Below are 20,136 nucleotides of genomic sequence, written 5' to 3' on the forward strand. Positions count from 1 at the left end.
CTCAGTTCCTCAGTTCGTGGCAGAAAGCTTTCCGCGGCGTGCCCGCAGCTGCTGAAGTGCTTCTTCGAGAAGGGACTCGGCCTCTTCCTCTGTGCGGCGTTCCTTCACGTAAGCGAGGTGCGTCTTGTACGGCTCGAGTTTCGCCACCGAGGGCGGGTTCTCCTGGTCACGACCGGCCGGCAGGCCCGACTGCGGGGAATCGATCGTTTCTGGGATCTCTTCGTCTGGGAGGTTCGCTGCAAAGTACCTGACGGTTTCGTTGCCGAGCGCGTCCCAGTAGGACACCTTGATGCGGTCCGCGTGGAATCCACGGTCCTGTTCGCCCATCGGGCCCGCTCCGACTCGCGAACCCCGGATTGCGCTTCCACCAGATGCCATTGTGTTTCCTCCGCTTGAAAAGACGTGAGCTTGAAGACGTCAGCCGTACGTACGGCTTGTCGTGCCCGGCTACGCGCCGGTGTCGAATTTGGTGATCAGTCCGAGTACCACGATGCACGCGACCCAGAGCAGACCGAGTATGACCGTGATGCGGTTGAGGTTGCGTTCGGCGACACCGGACGCGCCGAGATTCGAGGTCGTGCCGCCTCCGAACATGTCGGAGAGGCCACCGCCGCGGCCCTTGTGCAGCAGAATGAGCAACGTGAGCAGGAGGCTCGTAGTGCCGAGCAGGACCTGCAATACAACCTGGAGAATCTCCACGGACAACCTTTCACGGACGCGCTCACTCGAGTGCGTCTTCACAAACGTGGCGGCTTTCAGAAGGCGATGGGCGCCACGGGCCCACCAAGACCATTGACAATCATAGCCTGACCGGGCGGCGAACGGAGGTTCGCACCCGGTTCGGCGGCCGATGCGAGCTAGAGGCCAACGTGCTTCTGGTAGCGGATGATGCTGGAGAACTCGGTGATGTCGAGGCTGGCGCCGCCGACGAGGGCACCGTCAACGTTGGGCTCCCGCATGAAACCGGCGATGTTGCCCGATTTCACTGAGCCGCCGTAGAGGATGCGGGTCTTGGCCGCGACATCCTGGCCGAGGCTGTCGGCAATCACCGCACGCAATTGTAGAGCGACCTGTTCGGCCTGGTCGGGAGTTGCGGCCTGACCTGACCCGATCGCCCAGACCGGTTCGTAGGCCACGACGATGTCCGCGGCGCTCCCGAGCCCGGCGAGTGCGGTTCGCAGTTGTGCCACGGGAACCGCAGCCTGGCCGTGCAGTTCGAGGTCTTCCGCGCTCTCCCCCACGCAGATGACCGGTACCAGGTTATGCTTCAATGCCGCTGCGACCTTGGCTGCTACGACCTCGTCGCTCTCGCCGTGCAGGGTGCGCCGCTCGGAGTGGCCGATGATCACGTACTGGCATTCGAGTTGAGAAAGGAATGCACCGGAGATCTCCCCGGTATACGCGCCGGAGTCGTGTTCCGAGACGTCTTGTGCGCCGTACGCGAGCGGCAGCTTGTCGGCGGCCACCAGGGTCTGCACGCTGCGCAGGTCGGTGAACGGCGGGAAGACTGCGACCTCGACAGTGGCGAAGTCATGGTCAGCGTCCTTCAGGCTCCAGGCGAGCTTCTGCACAAACGCGATCGCCTGAAGATGATCGAGGTTCATCTTCCAGTTGCCGGCGATGAGCGGGGTGCGAGCAGGTGTTACTGCCATCCGAGGACCTCCAGTCCTGGCAGACGTTTACCCTCGAGAAACTCGAGGCTGGCGCCGCCGCCGGTAGAAATGTGACCGAATTGGTCGTCTGTGAAGCCGAGGATGCGCACTGCAGCGGCTGAGTCGCCACCGCCGACGACGCTGAGACCGTCGACGTGGGTGAGCGCCTCGGCGACGGTGCGAGTTCCCTCTGCAAACGGTTCGAGCTCGAAGACGCCCATCGGGCCGTTCCAGAACACGGTCTTCGACGAGCGGATGACGTCTGCGAACACCGCAGCGCTGTCGGGTCCGATATCGAGACCGAGGCCTTTCGCGCCGAACGCAGTGTCTTCGATGGCGTCTGCCGGTGTCGTGACGTACTCGGCGTCTCCTGCGAATTTTGAGGCGACGACGATGTCCGTCGGGAGCACGATCTTCACGCCGCGCTCTTCGGCGTCGGCAAGATAGCCGCGAACGGTGTCCAGCTGATCGGACTCGAGCAGGCTCGCCCCGACCTTGTGTCCCTGGGCGGCGAGGAAGGTGAACACCATTCCTCCACCGATCAGCAGCGAATCAACCCGCGGCAACAGGTGCGCGATGACACCGAGTTTGTCGGAGACCTTCGAGCCGCCGAGAACGACGGTGTACGGCGCCTCCGGCTTCTCGGTGAGGCGATCGAGCACATCCAGCTCGGTGGTGATCAGCAAGCCGGCCGCGCTTGGCAGGAGCGCGGCGAGGTCGTAGACGCTCGCCTGTTTCCGGTGCACGACGCCAAATCCGTCAGACACCATGACGTCGCCGAGAGCGGCAAGCTGTGAAGCGAATGCGCCACGCTCCTCGTCGTCTTTGCTGGTCTCCCCCGCGTTGAAGCGCAGATTCTCCAGGACGACGACGTCGCCGTCTGACAGCCGTCCGACGGCATCCGTCGCGGCGTCGCCCACAGTGTCCGTCGCGAAGGCGACGTCCTGCTCGAGAAGTTCGCCAAGCCTGGCGGCAACCGGAGCGAGACTGAACTCGGGCTTCGGTGTTCCGTCTGGCCTCCCGAGGTGTGAGACCACGACCACGCGGGCTCCCTGGGAGATCAGCGCCTTCAGCGTGGGCAGAGACGCCCGCACCCGGCCGTCGTCCGTGATCGTGTCGCCCTTGAGGGGAACGTTCAGGTCACAGCGGACGATGACTCGTTTGCCCGTGAGCGAGCCAAGTGACTCTGTGGTGCGGAGCGTCACTGCCGGGCCCGGTTAGAGGCGCTCTGCGACGAACTCGGTGATGTCGACGAGACGGTTGGAGTAGCCCCACTCGTTGTCGTACCACGCTGCGACCTTGACCTGGTCGCCGATCACCTTGGTGATGCCTGCGTCGAAGATGGCGGAGTGTGGGTCTCCGACGATGTCACTGGAGACGATCGGGTCTTCCGTGTAGCTGAGGATGCCCTTGAGCGGCCCGTCAGCAGCTGCCTTGTACGCGGCGTTGACTTCTTCGACCGTGACCTGGCGCGATGCGGTGACCGTGAGATCGGTGATCGAACCGGTGATCACCGGGACACGAAGCGCGTAGCCGTCGAGCTTTCCGACGAGCTCCGGAATAACCAGGCCGAGTGCCTTGGCGGCACCGGTGGAGGTCGGGATGACGTTCTCGGCTGCTGCGCGGGCACGGCGCAGGTCGCTGTGCGGCCCGTCCTGCAGGTTCTGGTCCGCGGTGTACGCGTGGACGGTGGTCATCAGGCCACGCTCGATGCCGAAGTTGTCCATGAACACCTTGGCGAGCGGGGCGAGGCAGTTGGTCGTGCACGACGCGTTGGAGATGATGTCGTGGACGGCCGGGTCGTAGCTGTCCTCGTTGACGCCGAGAACGAGGGTGGAGACGTTGTCGCCAGAAGCGGGAGCAGACACGATGACCTTCTTCGCACCGGCCTCGATGTGCTTGCGGGCGTCTTCAGCCTTGGTGAACCGGCCGGTCGACTCGATGACGATGTCAACGCCGAGGTCGGCCCACGGAAGTTTGGCCGGGTCGCGCTCTTCGAGCACACGGATCGGCTTGCCGTTGACGATGATGTTGTCGCCTTCAAGCTCGACGGTGGCGTCCAGACGTCCGGTGATCGAGTCGTACTTGAGCAGGTGGGCCAGCGCCTTGTTGTCTGTCAGGTCGTTGACCGCGACGATCTCGAGATCGCTGCCTTTGGCCAGTGCGGCCCGGAAGTAGTTACGGCCGATTCGGCCGAATCCGTTGATTCCGATCTTTACGGACACAAATAGCTCCTGTTACTGAGGGCGCCGACGGCGCGGTTGTTGGGTGTACACGGTGGTGGCTGCTGTGGAATGAAACAGACCGGACGGCGGTGTCCCCGGACGCGTCCGGGGACACGTCACGCTACGACAGTAGCAGCAGGCCGTCTGTCTTCTCACGTGCGGTGGTGAAGCGCTTCTCCACGTTGCCCCAGTTGACGATGTTCCAGAACGCCTTGACGTAGTCTGCACGCACATTCTTGTAGTCGAGGTAGTACGCGTGCTCCCAGACGTCCAGCATCAGGACGGGAACGATCCCCGCCGCAAAGTTCGACTGCTGGTCGAAGAACTGCTGGATCAGAAGCCGCTGCCCGATGGAGTCCCAGGCCAGGACGGCCCAGCCAGAACCCTGCACGCCGAGAGCGGCAGCGGTGAAGTGCGCCTGGAACTTGTCGAACGAACCGAAGTGTTCGTCGATCGCCGCAGCCAACTCACCTGTCGGCTTGTCGCCGCCGTCCGGGGACATGTTGGTCCAGAACACTGAGTGGTTGACGTGACCGCCGAGGTTGAAGGCGAGGTCTTTCTCCAGCTTGTTGACGTTCGCGAGGTTGCCACTGTCGCGTGCCTCAGCGAGCTGGACGAGCGCGGTGTTCGCCCCCGTCACATACGCCTGATGATGCTTACCGTGGTGAAGCTCCATGATGGCACCGCTGATGCTCGGCTCGAGCGCCGAGTAATCGTAGGCCAGGTCTGGCAGGGTGTATTCAGCCATTGCTAATCTCCTCTGTATTCTGTCGGCGCCGCCACTCTTTTCCGAGCAGGCAACCGGCGTTGTGAGCGACCTTTTCAGTCTACTCAGGTCAACCGGCGCGTCTCCCGGATGCTTCCCGCTGGCCCAGTTCACACATCATCGAGGTCTGGCGGAAGGTTCGCGTCGGTGCCGGGAATGCCAAGATCTGAGGCCTTCTTGTCTGCCATCGCGAGCAGTCTCCTGATTCGTCCCGCAATGGCATCCTTCGTCATCGGCGGCTCGGCGTGGTGCCCGAGCTCGTCAAGGCTGGAATCGCGCCAGTTCAGCCTCAGCTCGCCCGCATACCGCAGGTGCTTCGGGATGTCAGGGCCGAGAATCTCCATGGCGCGCTCCACCCTGGCGCAGGCGGCAACCGCCGCCTGCGCTGAACGGCGCAGGTTGGCGTCGTCGAAGTTCACCAGGCGGTTGGCGGTGGCACGGACCTCGCGGCGCTGCCGGAGTTCCTCCCAACCGCGCACGGCATCCGTCGCTCCCATCTGTACCAGCATCGAACTGATGGCGTCGCCGTCACGAATGACAACGCGATGGACGCCGCGCACCTCCCGTGCCTTCGCAGCCACCCCGAGCCGACCTGCCGCACCGACCAGGGCCATAGCGGCCTCATTGCCAGGACAGGTGATCTCCAGTGCCGCTGAGCGACCGGGATCGGTGAGCGTTCCGCTGGCCAGGAAGGCTCCACGCCAGACGGCCGCGATCTCCTCCTTTGAGCCGGTGGTCAGCCGGTTCGGAAGCCCCCGGATGGGTCGGCGCCTCGCATCGAGGAGGCCCGTCTGCCTGGCGAGCGTCTCTCCCCCTTCGACCACTCGAACCAGGTAGCGACTGGAGCGGCGAGCCGCGGATGCCGGGGTGAGCGTCTGGTCACTGCGGACGCCGTACAGCTCAGCGAGGTCTTTGCGCACGCGCCTGGCGAGTTCCGCGGTGTCGAGTTCGGATTCGATGGCGATCCGGTTCGAGATGACATGCAGGCCACCGGAGAACCGGAGGATCGTTGCCAGCTCCGCTGCGCGGACGGTCGTCTTCGCGACTTCAACGCGAGTGAGTTCGTCTTTGACGTCGATGGTCAGTGCCAATCGGGTATCCATTCTTTCGTCCTGCCCAGTTCGGAGCATGTCTATTCACGCCCGAGGTCGCGGTGCTTGATGCTGACCGCAACGCCGGGCAGGTCTCTGATGCGAGAGGCGATCTCACGCGCCATGGCCACGGAACGGTGTTTGCCTCCCGTGCAGCCTATTGCGATGGTCGCATGGCGCTTGTTCTCGCGCTGGTAGCCGGCGAGTACGGGCACCAGGGAAGCGGCGTAGGCGTCGATGAACTCGCGCGCTCCTTCCTGGGCAAGGACGAACTCACTGACTGCGCGGTCTTCGCCGGTGAAGGGGCGCAGCTCTGGAATCCAGAAGGGGTTAGGCAGGAAACGGATGTCCGCAACCATGTCGACATCCGTCGGCAGGCCGTACTTGAAGCCGAAGCTCATGACGGTCACGTGCACGCCGGGCTCGTCCTCGTCGGCGAAGGTGTCTGTGATCGTGGTGGCGAGCTGGTGGATGTTGAAGTCAGACGTGTCGATGACCACATCGCTCGACTCGCGCACTGCGCGCAATCGTCCGCGTTCGGCGGAGATTCCGTCGAGCAGCGTCCCGTCACCCTGTAGCGGATGCGGGCGCCTCACCGACTCGAATCGCCGAACGAGAACGTCGTCGGTCGCCTCGAGGAACAGGACACGCACCTGCGTGCCGCTGCGCAATGACTGCACGATCTCCTGGAAGTCACTGAAGAACGTTCGGCCACGGATGTCGACAACCGCAGCGATCTTCGGAAGCGTGTTTCCTGCCCGCTCCACCAGTTCGACGAGCGGCCGCAGCATCTGGGGAGGGAGATTGTCAACGACATACCAGCCCAGATCTTCCAGCGCGTTGGCGACGGTGGAGCGGCCGGCTCCGGACATCCCAGTGACGATCAGCATCTCTTGCTTCTCGTTGTCGGTCGTCATTTTCGGTTCGTGCCTTCATTCGTGGTTCGCCGGTTGTTCCAGCCTACCGAGGCTTTGCTGTTCAGGCGCGCAAATGCTCGTGGATGGTGACCGCGAGGCCCTCGCCGATCCCGCGAACTTCGGCGATCGACGCCGGCGTCGCCTCCTTGAGACGAGCAACGGACCCGAAATGACGCAAGAGCACCTTCACCCTCGACGGGCCGAGACCGGGAATCTCAGCGAGCACCGTCGTGATGTCGCGCTTGCGCCTGGCGCGCTGGTGGGTGATGGCAAAACGGTGAGCCTCATCGCGAATGCGCTGGAACAGGAACAGCGCATCGCTGTTCCTGGGCAGGATTACCGGATAGTCGGAGTCTGGAAGCCAGATCTCTTCGAGTCGTTTGGCGATTCCACAGAGTGCGATCCCGGTCACCCCTGAGTCAGCGATGGCCCTGGCCGCTGCTGCGACCTGCGGCTGCCCGCCGTCGACGATGAGCAGGTTGGGGCTGTACCGGAACTTCTTCCGTTTGGCCTCCCCCTCGCTGGCGAGAACGGATGCCGGATCCTCTGCTGCCGATGATCCGGCATCCGTGGCATCCATGGCATCGTCGGTATCCGGCGACAGGTAGGCGAGCCTGCGCATGAGGGTGCGGTAGATGGAATCGGTGTCATCAGTGGATTCTGGGATGCTGAACCTGCGGTATTCGTCCTTTCGCGGCAGCCCGTCTTCAAAGACGACCATCGACGCCACAATGTTGGTTCCCGCCAGATGGGAGACGTCGTAGCATTCCATCCGCAGTGGTGCCTGTGGCATCTCGAGAGCTTCCTGGATGTCCTCCAGCGCTTTCGACCTGGCGACGAAGTCTGAGCTGCGCCGCGTCTTGTAGAGCATCAGGGCGTGGCGCGCGTTCTGCGTCGCCGTCTCAAGAAGCGCGGCCTTCTCCCCACGCCTGGCGGCAACCAGGCGCACCTTGCGATCAGCGAGGCCGCCGAGCCAGATCTCCATTGCTTCGGCATCGTCCGGGAGCTCTGGCACGATGATCTCTCGGGGCGGTCTGGCGTCCCCGTCATATGCGGTGCGCATCACCGAGTCGATGAGTTCCCCTGTCGACAGGTCGAGCTCTTTGTCGACCATCCAGCTGCGCACCCCCCTGATGCGTCCGCCGCGAACGATGAACAGTTGCACGGCGGCGGCCAGTTCGTCTTGCTCGATACCGTAGAGGTCGATGTCGACGGTGTCTCGCAAGACCACGGCGCTCTTCTCAAGGACGGCGTTCAAAGCCACGATCTGGTCACGACGCCTGGCAGCGAGCTCGTAGTCCTGGGACGTGGCGGCAGTCTTCATCTGGGCGGTGAGAGTGTTGATGAGCGTGCGGTCCTGGCTGGCCATGAAACTCACGAACTGCGTGACGACTGCGCGATGGTCTTCGATGGTGACCTTCTGCGAGCACGGGCCGAAGCAGCGACCGATCTGGCTCGCGAAACACGGTTTCCCGCTCTGCATGGCGCGCTTGTAGTTCGCGTTGGAGCAGGTCCTGATCGGAAACGCCTTCAACATCAGGTCGATGGTCTCGTGAACGGCCCAGACCTTCGGATATGGCCCGAAATATCGAGCGCCACGGATGCCGGTTGTGCGCGTCACGAGGGCCCGCGGCGCCTCGTCAGCGAGGGTGACCGCGAGGTACGGATAGGACTTGTCGTCCTTGAACTGCACATTGAAAGGCGGATCGAACTCGTTGATCCAGGTCCATTCGAGTTGAAGGGCCTCAACCTCTGTGCCGACCGTTGTCCACTCGACACCGGTGGCCGTGGTGACCATTCGCCTGGTTCGCTCGTGCAGGCTCGCCAGCGGCGCAAAATAGTTGCTCAGCCGCGCACGGAGATTCTTCGCCTTGCCGACGTAGAGTACCCTCCCGGTCTCGTCGCTAAAGCGGTACACCCCCGGACTGGTCGGGATCTCGCCCGCTTTCGGGCGGTAGCTCAAGGCGTCAGACATCGGTCTTCCAGATTAGCGTCTCGGCAGAGGTCAGCCAGCAGAGGTCAGCCGGCAGGGGTCAGCCGGCAGCGAGAACCTCTTTGAGGAAGGTTCCCGTGTGGCTCTTCCTGACCGTTGCCAGGTGCTCCGGTGTGCCGGTCGCGAGCACCTTGCCGCCACCTGAACCACCTTCCGGTCCCAGGTCGATGACCCAGTCCGCCGACTTGATCACATCGAGGTTGTGCTCGATCACGATGACGGTGTTGCCCTTGTCGACGAGGCTGTTCAGCACCAGCAAGAGCTTCCGGACATCCTCGAAGTGCAGGCCTGTGGTGGGTTCGTCGAGAACATAGACGCTCCGGCCGTTTGAACGCCTCTGGAGTTCGGTCGCGAGCTTCACCCGCTGCGCCTCGCCACCGGAGAGAGTGGTGGCGCTCTGGCCCAGTCGCACATACCCCAGCCCGACCTCGACCAGAGTCTTGAGATAGCGGTGGATCGCCGAGATCGGCTCAAAGAACTCGGCCGCCTCACTGATCGGCATGTCGAGCACTTCGGCGATGTTCTTGCCCTTGTAGTGGATCAACAGCGTGTCGCGGTTGTAACGGGCTCCCCCGCACACCTCGCAGGCGACATAAACGTCTGGGAGAAAGTTCATCTCGATCTTGATGGTGCCGTCACCTGAGCAGGCCTCACAGCGGCCGCCCTTGACGTTGAAACTGAAGCGGCCAGGCAGATATCCGCGCGCTTTCGCCTCCATCGTCTCGGAGAACAGGGTGCGAATGCGGTCGAAGACCCCGGTGTAAGTCGCGGGGTTGGAGCGCGGTGTACGACCGATCGGTGCCTGGTCGACGTGGATGACCTTGTCGAGGTGATCGAGCCCGGTGACCCTGGTGTGCTTGCCAGGGAGCTTTCGCGCACCGTTCAGCCGGTTGGCGAGCACGCGGTACAGAATGTCGTTGACCAGAGACGACTTTCCGGAGCCGCTGACACCCGTGACCGCTGTGAAGGTGCCGAGGGGAAAACTGACAGAAACCTTCTTGAGATTGTTCGCCTGCGCGCCGGTCACGGTGATCTCCCGCTCAGGGTCGATCGGACGGCGCGTGCTGGGGGTGGCGATCGACTTTCGTCCTGAGAGATAGTCGCCGGTGAGCGACTTCTTGTTCTGCACGAGGTCTGCGTATGAGCCCGAGTGCACAACGCGTCCGCCGTTGACACCGGCGCCAGGGCCGATGTCGACTATCCAGTCGGCCGTGCGAATGGTGTCTTCGTCGTGTTCGACGACGATGAGCGTGTTTCCGAGGTCCTTGAGGGCGACCAGGGTTTCGATCAGACGGCGGTTGTCGCGCTGGTGAAGGCCGATGCTCGGTTCGTCGAGCACATAGAGAACACCGGTGAGGCCGGATCCAATCTGCGTAGCCAGACGGATGCGCTGGGCCTCACCGCCGGAGAGTGACGCGGCGGCCCGTGACAGGTTGAGGTAGTTCAGTCCCACCTTGAGCAGGAAGTCGAGGCGAACTTTGATCTCACGCAACACCTGCGCGGCAATCGCCTGTTCGCGCTCCGTGAGCTCGAGCTTGTCCATGAATCCCCTGGCGTCTGTGAGGCTGAGCTCACAGACATCCGCGATGCTCACGTCGTGGATAAGGACGGCAAGGACCTCCGGCTTCAGCCGCTTTCCGTCGCACACCGGGCACGGAACTTCGCGGAGGTATTCGCCCCAGCGTTGCCGCTGCGTGTCACTCTCTGCCTGCAGGTACTGGCGCTCGATGTACGGGACAACGCCCTCGAACCCGGAGGTATAGCTCATCTCGCGCCCGTAGCGATTCTTCCACTTCACCCTGACCTCGAAGTTGTCACCCCGGAGGACCGCGTTCTGCACGTCGTCACTGAGCTCTCCCCATGGAGTGGCCAGGGAGAAGTCCAGGTCGCGCGCGAGGCCCTCGAGGAGCTTCTCGTAATACTGAAACAGTCCCTTGCCCTGGGTCGTCCACGGCAGAACAACCCCTTCCGCGATGCTGAGGTCAGGGTCGCCAAGGAGAAGATCCTGATCGACCGACATACGGGTACCGAGCCCGGAGCACTCAGGGCACGCACCGAACGGTGCATTGAACGAAAAGGTCCGCGGCTCGATCTCAGTGAGCTGCACCGGGTGATTGTTCGGGCACGACAGCTTCTCGGAGTAGCTCTGCCAGGCCTCTTCGCCCTCCTGATCGACAAAGTTGATGTTGACCAGACCATCGGTGAGCTTGAGGGATGTCTCCAGAGAGTCGGTCAGACGGCTGAGGATTTCAGGAGCGGCGACCAGCCTGTCGACGACAACCGAGATGTCGTGCTTGACTTGCTTCTTCAGCGTTGGCGGTTCATTCAGTTGGATCTGGGCGCCGTCGACGATGGCCCGGGAGTACCCGCTGGCCGCAAGCTCCTTGAAGAGATCGACAAATTCGCCCTTCTTCTGCGAGATCACGGGACTGACGATCTGGTACCTGGTGCCGGCCTCGAGTTCCATCAGCTGGTCGGCGATCTGCTGCACCGTCTGGGACTGGATGATCTCACCACACACTGCGCAGTGTGGGACTCCGATACGAGCCCAGAGCAGGCGCATGTAGTCGTAGATCTCGGTGATGGTGCCAACGGTTGACCGGGGGTTACGGTTGGTTGACTTCTGGTCGATGGAGACCGCTGGGCTCAGACCCTCGATGAAGTCGACATCGGGGCGATCGACCTGGCCGAGAAACTGCCTGGCGTAGGCAGACAGCGATTCAACGTAGCGGCGCTGACCCTCGGCGAAGATCGTGTCGAACGCGAGCGACGATTTGCCTGACCCCGAGAGACCCGTAAAGACCACGAGGGAATCTCGAGGAATTTCGAGGTCGACGTTGTGCAGATTATGTACGCGAGCGCCGCGGACGCTGAGCTTGGACCCGGACTCTACCTTCGAAACTGACACTAGTCGAGTCTAATGAATAGTTGCGACACTACGGACCGTCGACACACGCTCTCAGCGAACATGTGTTCGAAAATGTCGGCGCCGGCCGGGAACGAGACTAGTTCAGGTGCCCGGCGCGCTCCATGTTGCGCAGTTCGCGCTTCAATTCGGAGACTTCGTCGCGAAGGCGCGCGGCAAGCTCGAACTTGAGCTCCCCCGCCGCCTCCAGCATCTGCGAGTTGAGGTCGGCAATGATCGATTCCAGATCGTTCGCCCCGTTGGCGGCCAGGCCCTCCCTGCGCAAGTTGGGCGTCGGGCTCTTCTTGCGAGCATCCCGGCCGGCGAGGAGTTCGGCCGTGTCGGCTCCTTCGCGCGCCAGTACCTCGGTGATGTCTGCGATCCGCTTGCGGAGTGGCGTGGGGTCGATCCCGTTCAGTGTGTTGTACTCGACCTGCTTCTCTCGCCGCCTGGTCGTCTCTTCGATCGCCAGTGCCATCGACGGGGTCAGTCGGTCGGCGTACATGTGCACTTGCCCCGACACGTTTCTGGCGGCTCGGCCGATGGTCTGGATCAGCGATGTCGCCGAGCGCAGGAACCCTTCCTTGTCTGCGTCGAGAATGGCGACCAGTGATACTTCGGGAAGGTCGAGTCCTTCACGGAGAAGGTTGATGCCGACCAGTACGTCATAGATGCCGGCCCGAAGCTCGGTGAGCAGTTCTACTCTTCGCAGCGTGTCGACGTCGGAGTGCAGGTAACGCACCCGAACCCCGGCTTCCGTGAAGAAGTCGGTGAGTTCCTCCGCCATCTTCTTTGTGAGGGTCGTCACCAGCACGCGTTCATTGCGCTCGGTGCGCTTCCTGATCTCCTCGAGGAGGTCGTCGATCTGGCCTTCGGTCGGCTTGACCACGATCTCGGGGTCGATGAGGCCGGTCGGGCGGATGATCTGCTCGACAACGCCGTCGGCGATGCCCATCTCGTACTTGCCCGGAGTCGCAGAGAGGTAAACGGTCTGCCCGACCCTGTCCTTGAACTCACCGAACTTCAGCGGGCGATTGTCGAGCGCGCTCGGCAGGCGGAAGCCGTGCTCAACCAGGGTGCGCTTCCGTGAGGAATCGCCTTCGTACATGGCGCCGATCTGCGGCACGGTCGCGTGCGATTCGTCGATGACCATCAGAAAATCGTCTGGGAAATAGTCGAGGAGGCAGTGCGGCGCCTCACCGGCATTTCTGCCGTCGATGTGGCGCGAGTAGTTCTCGATGCCGGAGCAGAAGCCGATCTGTTCCATCATCTCGAGGTCAAAGGTGGTGCGCATGCGCAGGCGCTGGGCTTCGAGGAGCTTACCCTCGCGTTCCAACTGACCGAGTCGCTCCGCGAGTTCCTCCTGGATGGTGCCGATCGCGCGATGCATCACATCGGTGCTCGCCACGTAGTGCGACCCGGGAAACACCGAGACGGCTTCGAGTTTGCGCACGATGTCGCCGGTGAGCGGATGCAGGCTGTACAGCCCCTCGATCTCGTCGCCGAACATCTCAATGCGAATTGCGAGTTCTTCATACACGGGAATGATCTCGATGGTGTCACCACGCACCCGAAAATTGCCGCGGGAGAAGTCAACGTCGTTGCGCTGGTACTGCATCGAGACGAATTTTCGGATGAGCCAGTCCCGATCGATCTTCTGGCCGACCTGCAACGCCATCATCGCTTCGAGGTAGCCCTCCGGCGTGCCGAGGCCGTAGATGCAAGACACGGTGGACACCACGATGACATCTCGGCGACTGAGAAGGGAGTTGGTGGTCGAGTGACGCAGTCGTTCCACCTCGGCGTTGATCGACGAGTCCTTCTCGATGAAGGTGTCGGTCTGTGGCACGTACGCTTCCGGCTGGTAGTAGTCGTAGTAGGAGACGAAATACTCCACCGCGTTGTTCGGCATGAGCTCACGGAACTCGTTCGCCAGCTGAGCCGCGAGAGTCTTGTTGTGCGCGAGCACGAGAGTAGGACGTTGCACGGCCTCGATGAGCCACGCCGTCGTCGCCGACTTGCCTGTTCCGGTTGCACCCAGCAGCACCACATCGGTTTCGCCCGCGTTGATTCGGCCGGCAAGGTCGGCGATCGCCGCCGGCTGATCGCCACTCGGGGTGTACTCACTCACAACCTCAAACGGGTGGACGGAACGCGTTGCTTGCATGTCTCCAGTCTAAAGAGACCCACTGACACTCGGTCGCCCGGCCTCGGTGACCACCCGCTGGAACAGTTCATCGACCTGTCGTTCGGTCGCCTCCATCGTCCCGTCGGTATCGATGACGACATCGGCGACGGCCAGCCGTTCCTCGTCTGCTGCCTGGGCACGGATGCGGCGCACGGCATCCTCTTCACTCATCCCGCGCAGGCTGGTCATCCGGCGGATCCTGGTCGCTTCACTGGCGTGGACGACGACGATGAGGTCGTAGTCCAGTGTCCCCGTCGCTTCGACGAGCAGCGGAACATCGTAGACGACGATTGCATGCGGGTCTGATGAAGCGGCATCCTGCAACAGGGCCGCCGTGCGTTCCTTGACCGCGGGGTGCACGATTGCATTGAGCCTGGCCAGGGCATCCGAATCGCCGAAGACCTTCGCTCCGAGGGCGGCACGATCCAGGGAGCCGTCCTCCCTGATCACCGCTTCACCGAATTCACGGCGCACGGTCTCGAGCGCCGGCATGCCCGGTTCGACGACCTCGCGGGCGAGCCTGTCGGCGTCGATGTGCACCGCGCCGCGCGCGGCGAGTCGCTTGGCCACGGTGCTCTTCCCCGAGGCGATCCCCCCGGTCAATCCGATCAAATACACGCCGTCAACTCTATCCACACCGAATCACCGCCTCCACGCCGGGTGGCCATATTCATGCCAGACTCGTCGGCAGCAGCGCAGAGCCGAGCGGCTGCAGGAGCGGAGGCTGACCAGTGGAATTCCTGACCGGTGCCGGGCTTGCCGTTTCGGCCGGACTGAATGCGTATATCCCTCTGCTGCTTCTCGGTCTCACCGCACGGTTCACCGATATCGTTTCGCTCCCGGCCGGGTGGGCCTGGCTCGAGAACGGGTGGGTACTCCTCGTGCTCGGCGTTCTGCTGGTGATCGAGTTCTTCGCAGACAAGATTCCTGGACTCGACTCCGTCAACGACATCGTGCACACCGTCGTGCGGCCGGCCGCCGGTGGGCTGGCATTCGGCTCTGGGTCCACCGCCAGCACCGTTGCCGTCACAGACCCTGCGGCATTCTTCAGCTCGAACCAGTGGGTGCCGATTGTCGTCGGCGCCGTCATCGCCCTCGCTGTACACCTGGCCAAGATGACCGCGCGGCCGGTCATCAACGTGGCGACCCTCGGTGTCGGCGCTCCTGTCGCCAGTGCGATTGAAGATGCGGGCAGCATCGTCGTCTCGGTACTGGCTATCGTCGTGCCGATTCTGGCCATGCTCGCCATCGCCGTCGGGATTTTCTTCGTCGTCCGACTGGTTCGGAGGTTCCGGCGTCGTGCGCGCCCGGCGACAGACGCTTCCAGCCCCCCTAGCCCCGGCTCGATGCCGCAGCCGCCTCGGTCTGCATAACGCGGGCAGCATCCGGTCGGAGCGGACTAGCGTACACACGCTGAAGGCCGGACCCACGTGGGATCCGGCCTTCAGTGTTGTGTGCTGCTGTGTTACTAGTTGCTGCTGCTCAGCTTCTCGCGGAGCGCGGCGAGTGCCTCGTCGTCGGCGAGCGTTCCGGCGCCGGTGGCGTCGTTCGCAAATCCGGCTGCGGCGCTGCCACTTGCGGTCTCGCTCACTGGGACGATCTCGTCGTTCGCACTGGCAACCTGCTTCTTGTGCGCTTCCCAGCGAGCCTGGGCTGCAGCGTAGTCCTGCTCCCACTTCTCGCGCTGGGTCTCGAAGCCCTCGCGCCACTCGTTGGTCTCCGGGTCGAAGCCCTCAGGGTACTTGTAGTTGCCCTGGTCGTCGTACTCGGTGAGCATGCCGTACAGGGCCGGGTCGAACTCGGTGCCCTCTGGGTCGACGCCCTCGTTGGCCTGCTTGAGGCTCAGCGAGATGCGGCGACGCTCGAGGTCGATGTCGATGACCTTGACGAAGACCTCATCACCGACCGAGACGACCTGCTCTGCGAGCTCGACGTGCTTGCCGGAGAGCTCTGAGATGTGCACCAGGCCCTCGATGCCCTCTGCAACGCGAACGAACGCGCCGAACGGAACGAGCTTGGTGACCTTGCCCGGTGCAACCTGCCCGATGGCGTGGGTGCGGGCGAAGACCTGCCATGGGTCTTCCTGCGTCGCCTTGAGCGACAGGGAGACACGCTCGCGGTCCAGGTCGACCTCGAGGATCTCGACGGTGACTTCCTGACCAACCTCGACGACCTCGCTGGCGTGCTCGATGTGCTTCCAGCTGAGCTCGGAGACGTGAACCAGTCCGTCAACGCCGCCCAGGTCGACGAACGCACCGAAGTTGACGATCGACGAGACGATGCCCTTGCGGACCTGTCCCTTCTGGAGGTTGTTGAGGAAGGTCGCACGGCTCTCGGACTGCGTCTGCTCGAGCAGTGCGCGGCGGGAAAGCACGACGTTGTTGCGGTTCTTGTCGAGTTCGAGGATCTTCGCTTCGATCTCCTGGCCCAGGTACGGGGTCAGGTCGCGCACGCGGCGCAGTTCGATAAGCGAAGCAGGCAGGAAGCCGCGGAGTCCGATGTCGACGATGAGTCCCCCCTTGACGACCTCGATCACGGAACCGGTGACAACACCGTCTTCTTCCTTGATCTTCTCGACGTCACCCCACGCACGCTCGTACTGAGCACGCTTCTTGGAGAGGATGAGGCGACCTTCTTTGTCTTCCTTCTGGAGGACAAGGGCCTCAACCGCGTCGCCGACCTTGACGACCTCTGACGGGTCGACGTCGTGCTTGATGGAAAGTTCGCGGGAGGGAATGACACCCTCGGTCTTGTAGCCGACGTCGAGGAGAACCTCGTCGCGGTCGATCTTCACGACGGTACCCTCGATGAGGTCTCCGTCGTTGAAGAATTTCAGAGTCTTTTCGACCGCGGCGAGAAAGTCTTCAGCAGATCCGATGTCGTTGATGGCGACCTGCTTGGGTGCCTTGTCGGTCGTTGCGATTGTCATGTAGTAGTTGCTCCAGTATGGGCGTGCGCTAAATCAACACAGAGTTCAGGCCAGCGCGGAAAATGAAGATTTTGAGCTCCGCGATGGCAGCGGACAGGACGTCACAAACGTGACGTTCAAGCTTAGCTGTTTCTGCGGTGATCCGGCAACCTGTGACGCATCAGTGAGATCGCTCCTGAATGACCTGTCTGAGGGCCGGTACTAGCTCCTCGAATTCGAAGGAGTAGCCAGCCGCGAGCAGTCGCTCCGGCACCACCCAGCGGCTCTTCAGAACGAGTTCGGTCTCCGTTCGAATCAAGGCGGAGCCGATCTCGAGCATCCATCGAGGCGCCGGCAGCCCGATCCGAACACCGAGCACCCGGCGCAGGATGCTCATCAGCGTGCGGTTGTCCACCGGGTTCGGTGCCGCCGCGTTGACAACGCCGTGCAGGTCGGACCTTTCCTCCAGGAAACGGATGATGCCGTGAACGTCGGCGACATGGATCCAGCTGAACTTCTGGCGCCCGCCCCTGGAGCGGAACTTGTGGAAGGTGCCTGCCGCACGCCGCGCCTGGGTCGAGAACCAGCGGCCGTCGAGTTGCGGGCCGCCGAGACCGAAGCGTGCGAGCCTGAGCAACGGGATGAGTGCGCTGCCATTGCCGAGGACGATCGCCATGCGCAGTGCCACCCGCCTGGTGCCTGGCAGCTCGTCGGCGAAAAACTCCCTCTCCCAGCTCTGGGCGATGTCTACAGAGAAACCGGTGCCGATCTCACCGCCATCCTCCGTCATCGGCCGGTCTTCGGCGTGCCGGTAGATCGTGGCCGTCGATGAGTTCACCCAGAGGGCAGGAGGCACCGCGCAGGCGCGAATGGCCGTCGACAGCTCCCTGGTCGTCTCGATGCGTGAGCGGAGGATCTCGGCGCGATTAGCCGGGTTGTACCGACAGTTGACGCTTTTGCCGGCCAGGTTCACGAGCAGGTCGGCACCATCAAGGAGTCTCGTGATTGCGGTGGTGTCGCCCCACGCGGCATCCGGGCCGCTTCGGCCGATGAGGCTGACCTTTCTGCCCTCGGCCCGGAACGCCCGTGCCAGGTACTGCCCGATGAATCCGGACGCCCCGGCGATCACAACACGCTGGCTCACGATGCGTGTGTTCACGATTTGTCCTCCCCCGGCCGGATCTCGTAACGGAACGAGCCGACATACTCATAGACGATGCCGATCAACGGCACCGTGATTCTCAGTTCCACCCACTGGCGGTCGGAGACGTCGTCAAACCGCTCGGTGAGGTGCACGCGTGGCGCTACCGGGCGCGGAAGACGGATGCCCATTCGGCCAAGGCGCACTGTCACGCCGGTCGACTCCAGCTTCAGTGCGCCATCGGCGACGGATGCCGTCAGTGCGACCTCAAGGTGCCGACCGGCGCCCAGAAAGTCGACAAGCCCCGCCGGGGTCGCCGTGATCGCATCAGCCATGGCTCGCTCGCCGGTGCTGAATTGGAACCGGCGAACCGCGCCCACTGCCACCAGCGCCTCCTGGTCGACGCGCGGCACGTTGACCACGGTGAACGGCACATTCCGCTCCCAGACCGGAAACATCACGTCCGATGGCACGACAAACGCCAGGAGCGGCCGCAACCAGCGCCGGGGACAACCCGCCACCGTGAACGTGCCCGTGCCGTAACCGTGATGACCGGTCGGTATGGCGGAGAAATAGGCCGAGAGCCGCGGATGGAGGCGCGCGAGAATGTCGCCGAAGGCAACCTGGTACGGCGAGTGCGTGACGGTGATGCCTAACCCAGCAACGCGGACTTCAGCGTGTCGAGTCCGACTCCGCCGAGATCGAGTGCCTTGCGGTGGAACTCCTTGATCGAGAATGCCTCACCCTCGCGCTCCCGGTAGGTGTCGCGCAGTTGCTCCCAGATGCGCTGGCCGACCTTGTACGACGGCGCCTGCCCAGGCCAGCCGAGGTAACGGTTGACCTCGAACTTCACGAAGCTGTCGTTCATGTTGACGTTCTGACGCAGGAAGTCGAAGGCGTAGTCTGCCGTCCACGGCCCCGATCCGTCGGGCTGCTGCTTCTGCAGGTGCACACCGATGTCGAGCACGACGCGGGCCGCACGCATCCGCTGGCCGTCGAGCATGCCGAGGCGGTCTGCCGGGTCGTCGAGGTAGCCGAGTTGTTCCATCAGGCGCTCGGCGTACAGGGCCCAGCCCTCCGCGTGGCCTGAGGTGCCGGCCAGCTGGCGTCGCCAGGTATTGAGCTTGGCGCGGTTGTAGACGGCCTGCCCGATCTGCAGGTGATGGCCTGGCACGCCCTCGTGGTACACGGTTGTCAGTTCGCGCCAGGTGTCGAACTCGGTGATGCCCACCGGCACAGACCACCACATGCGGCCGGGGCGGGAGAAGTCATCGGTCGGGCCGGTGTAGTAGATCCCGCCTTCTTGCGTCGGCGCGATCAGGCACTCGAGGGCGCGGATCTCGTCTGGAATGTCGAACTGGGTCTCCGAAAGCTCGGCGACGGCGCGATCGCTGGTCTCCTGCATCCATTTCTGGAGCGCGTCGGTGCCGTGCAGCTTGCGGCTGGGGTCGGTGTCGAGGAAGGCAATGGCTTCTTCGACGGACGCGCCCGGCTTGATCTGGTCGGCGATGCTCTCCTGCTCCGCGACCATGCGCCGAAGCTCTTCGACGCCCCATTCGTAGGTCTCGTCGAGGTCGATGGTTGCGCCGAGGAACCGGCGCGATTGCAGTGCGTACAGCTCACGCCCGACGGCGTCCTGGTCGGTGGCCGCCTCGTCGAGTTCATTCTCGAAGAACTCGGCCAGGGTGGCGTACGCAGCTGCCGAGCTGCGGGCTGCGGTAGACAGGTCGGTGGCAAGCGACGCGGGCAGACTCCCCTCACGGAGGGTCGCGTCTGCGACGAAAGCGTTGAAGAACCCATCGTTCGCCGAGTGCCGCCTGGCCTGCTCCAGCACCTCCCGAACCTGGCGCCTGGCTGGCGTGACGCCTCTTTCGATGCCGAGCCTGAGAGTTTCGATGTAGCCATCGATTGCTTCAGGCACGCTGCCTAGTCGTGACGAGATCTTCTCCCAGTCGTCAACAGTCGCGGTGGGCATCAGGTCGAAGATCTCACGGATGCCCTGGGCAGGCGAGGCGATCACGTTCAGGTCCCGCAGGTACAGGCCGGCCTCTGAGCTTTCCACCTCGAGGGCGAGATCGCTACGGAGGTCGGTCTTGGTGACCGCATCCACTTCGTCGGCTGCGGTGGCGGCATCGAGTTGTGCGATGACCTTTGCCGCTTCGGCGATGAACCGCTCGTGGCCGGGCGGAGAATAGTCGCCGAACCGGCCATCGCCGGCCGTACGGCCGATGTACGTGCCCACCGTCGGGTCGAGTTCGACCAGGGTGTCGACCCAGTTTTCAGCAATCTGGTCGATCGCGGTCGGTGTGCGCTGCAGGTGCTCTGTCATCGTCTGAGCCTATGGCACAGG

17 protein-coding genes are annotated in these 20,136 nt (G+C 63.3%); 1 reads left to right on the forward strand and 16 read right to left on the reverse strand.

The annotated features are described in order from the left end of the window. Nucleotides 1-9 precede the first annotated feature (9 nt). The 12 genes from K323_RS0109685 to coaE all read right to left on the reverse strand — a co-directional run bounded on the left by K323_RS0109685 (nt 10) and on the right by coaE (nt 14,355). Complete coding sequence (locus tag K323_RS0109685; protein WP_026851485.1) at nt 10-378, reverse strand: RNA polymerase-binding protein RbpA; 369 nt, start codon at nt 376-378, stop codon at nt 10-12. Nucleotides 379-447: 69 nt separating this feature from the next. Then, nucleotides 448-699 (reverse strand): preprotein translocase subunit SecG, encoded by a 252-nt coding sequence (gene secG, locus K323_RS0109690; RefSeq protein ID WP_022885088.1) that lies wholly within the window; start codon nt 697-699, stop codon nt 448-450. A 158-nt stretch (nt 700-857) separates the two neighbouring features. Continuing rightward, the gene (gene tpiA, locus K323_RS0109695; RefSeq protein WP_022885089.1) at nt 858-1,652 is read right to left on the reverse strand and encodes a triose-phosphate isomerase; all 795 of its coding nucleotides are present in this window, start codon (nt 1,650-1,652) and stop codon (nt 858-860) included. Continuing rightward, a complete protein-coding gene (locus tag K323_RS0109700) occupies nt 1,643-2,857 on the reverse strand; it encodes a phosphoglycerate kinase (RefSeq protein ID WP_022885090.1) in 1,215 nt (404 codons plus the stop codon). The genes tpiA and K323_RS0109700 overlap by 10 nt, the downstream gene beginning before the upstream one ends. A 12-nt stretch (nt 2,858-2,869) precedes the next feature. Beyond that, a complete protein-coding gene (gene gap, locus K323_RS0109705; RefSeq protein ID WP_022885091.1) occupies nt 2,870-3,877 on the reverse strand; it encodes a type I glyceraldehyde-3-phosphate dehydrogenase in 1,008 nt (335 codons plus the stop codon). Between the two features lie 121 nt (nt 3,878-3,998). Then, nucleotides 3,999-4,625, reverse strand: coding sequence for a superoxide dismutase (locus K323_RS0109710; RefSeq protein WP_022885092.1), 627 nt, complete (start codon nt 4,623-4,625; stop codon nt 3,999-4,001). Nucleotides 4,626-4,753: 128 nt separating this feature from the next. After that, on the reverse strand, nt 4,754-5,734 hold the full coding sequence (gene whiA / locus K323_RS0109715; RefSeq protein ID WP_026851486.1) for a DNA-binding protein WhiA: 981 nt from the start codon (nt 5,732-5,734) through the stop codon (nt 4,754-4,756). Nucleotides 5,735-5,775: 41 nt separating this feature from the next. Then, nucleotides 5,776-6,651, reverse strand: a complete 876-nt coding sequence (gene rapZ / locus K323_RS0109720; protein WP_022885094.1) for an RNase adapter RapZ — start codon at nt 6,649-6,651, stop codon at nt 5,776-5,778. Between the two features lie 61 nt (nt 6,652-6,712). Further along, on the reverse strand, nt 6,713-8,626 hold the full coding sequence (gene uvrC / locus K323_RS0109725; RefSeq protein ID WP_022885095.1) for an excinuclease ABC subunit UvrC: 1,914 nt from the start codon (nt 8,624-8,626) through the stop codon (nt 6,713-6,715). Nucleotides 8,627-8,684: 58 nt separating this feature from the next. After that, a complete protein-coding gene (gene uvrA / locus K323_RS0109730; RefSeq protein ID WP_022885096.1) occupies nt 8,685-11,552 on the reverse strand; it encodes an excinuclease ABC subunit UvrA in 2,868 nt (955 codons plus the stop codon). A gap of 97 nt (nt 11,553-11,649) precedes the next feature. Continuing rightward, entirely contained in the window at nt 11,650-13,716 is a 2,067-nt protein-coding gene (gene uvrB, locus K323_RS0109735; protein WP_022885097.1) for an excinuclease ABC subunit UvrB, read from the reverse strand. 9 nt (nt 13,717-13,725) lie between these two features. Beyond that, nucleotides 13,726-14,355, reverse strand: a complete 630-nt coding sequence (gene coaE / locus K323_RS25280; protein ID WP_022885098.1) for a dephospho-CoA kinase — start codon at nt 14,353-14,355, stop codon at nt 13,726-13,728. 113 nt (nt 14,356-14,468) lie between these two features. Between coaE and K323_RS0109745 the strand changes: the two genes are divergently transcribed. Next, nucleotides 14,469-15,110, forward strand: a complete 642-nt coding sequence (locus K323_RS0109745) for a DUF4126 domain-containing protein (RefSeq protein WP_022885099.1) — start codon at nt 14,469-14,471, stop codon at nt 15,108-15,110. A 95-nt stretch (nt 15,111-15,205) separates the two neighbouring features. On the opposite strand, the gene rpsA is transcribed toward K323_RS0109745, so the two are convergent. The 4 genes from rpsA to K323_RS0109765 form a co-directional block, all read right to left on the reverse strand. Next, a complete protein-coding gene (gene rpsA / locus K323_RS0109750) occupies nt 15,206-16,666 on the reverse strand; it encodes a 30S ribosomal protein S1 (RefSeq protein WP_022885100.1) in 1,461 nt (486 codons plus the stop codon). A gap of 160 nt (nt 16,667-16,826) precedes the next feature. After that, entirely contained in the window at nt 16,827-17,804 is a 978-nt protein-coding gene (locus K323_RS0109755; protein WP_022885101.1) for an epimerase, read from the reverse strand. Beyond that, nucleotides 17,801-18,523 (reverse strand): DUF4166 domain-containing protein, encoded by a 723-nt coding sequence (locus K323_RS0109760; RefSeq protein ID WP_084697151.1) that lies wholly within the window; start codon nt 18,521-18,523, stop codon nt 17,801-17,803. The genes K323_RS0109755 and K323_RS0109760 overlap by 4 nt, the downstream gene beginning before the upstream one ends. Next, entirely contained in the window at nt 18,439-20,115 is a 1,677-nt protein-coding gene (locus tag K323_RS0109765; protein ID WP_022885103.1) for a DUF885 domain-containing protein, read from the reverse strand. The genes K323_RS0109760 and K323_RS0109765 overlap by 85 nt, the downstream gene beginning before the upstream one ends. Between the last annotated feature and the right edge of the window lie 21 nt (nt 20,116-20,136).

It is taken from the genome of Glaciibacter superstes DSM 21135, from assembly GCF_000421145.1.
GTDB lineage: Bacteria > Actinomycetota > Actinomycetes > Actinomycetales > Microbacteriaceae > Cryobacterium > Cryobacterium superstes.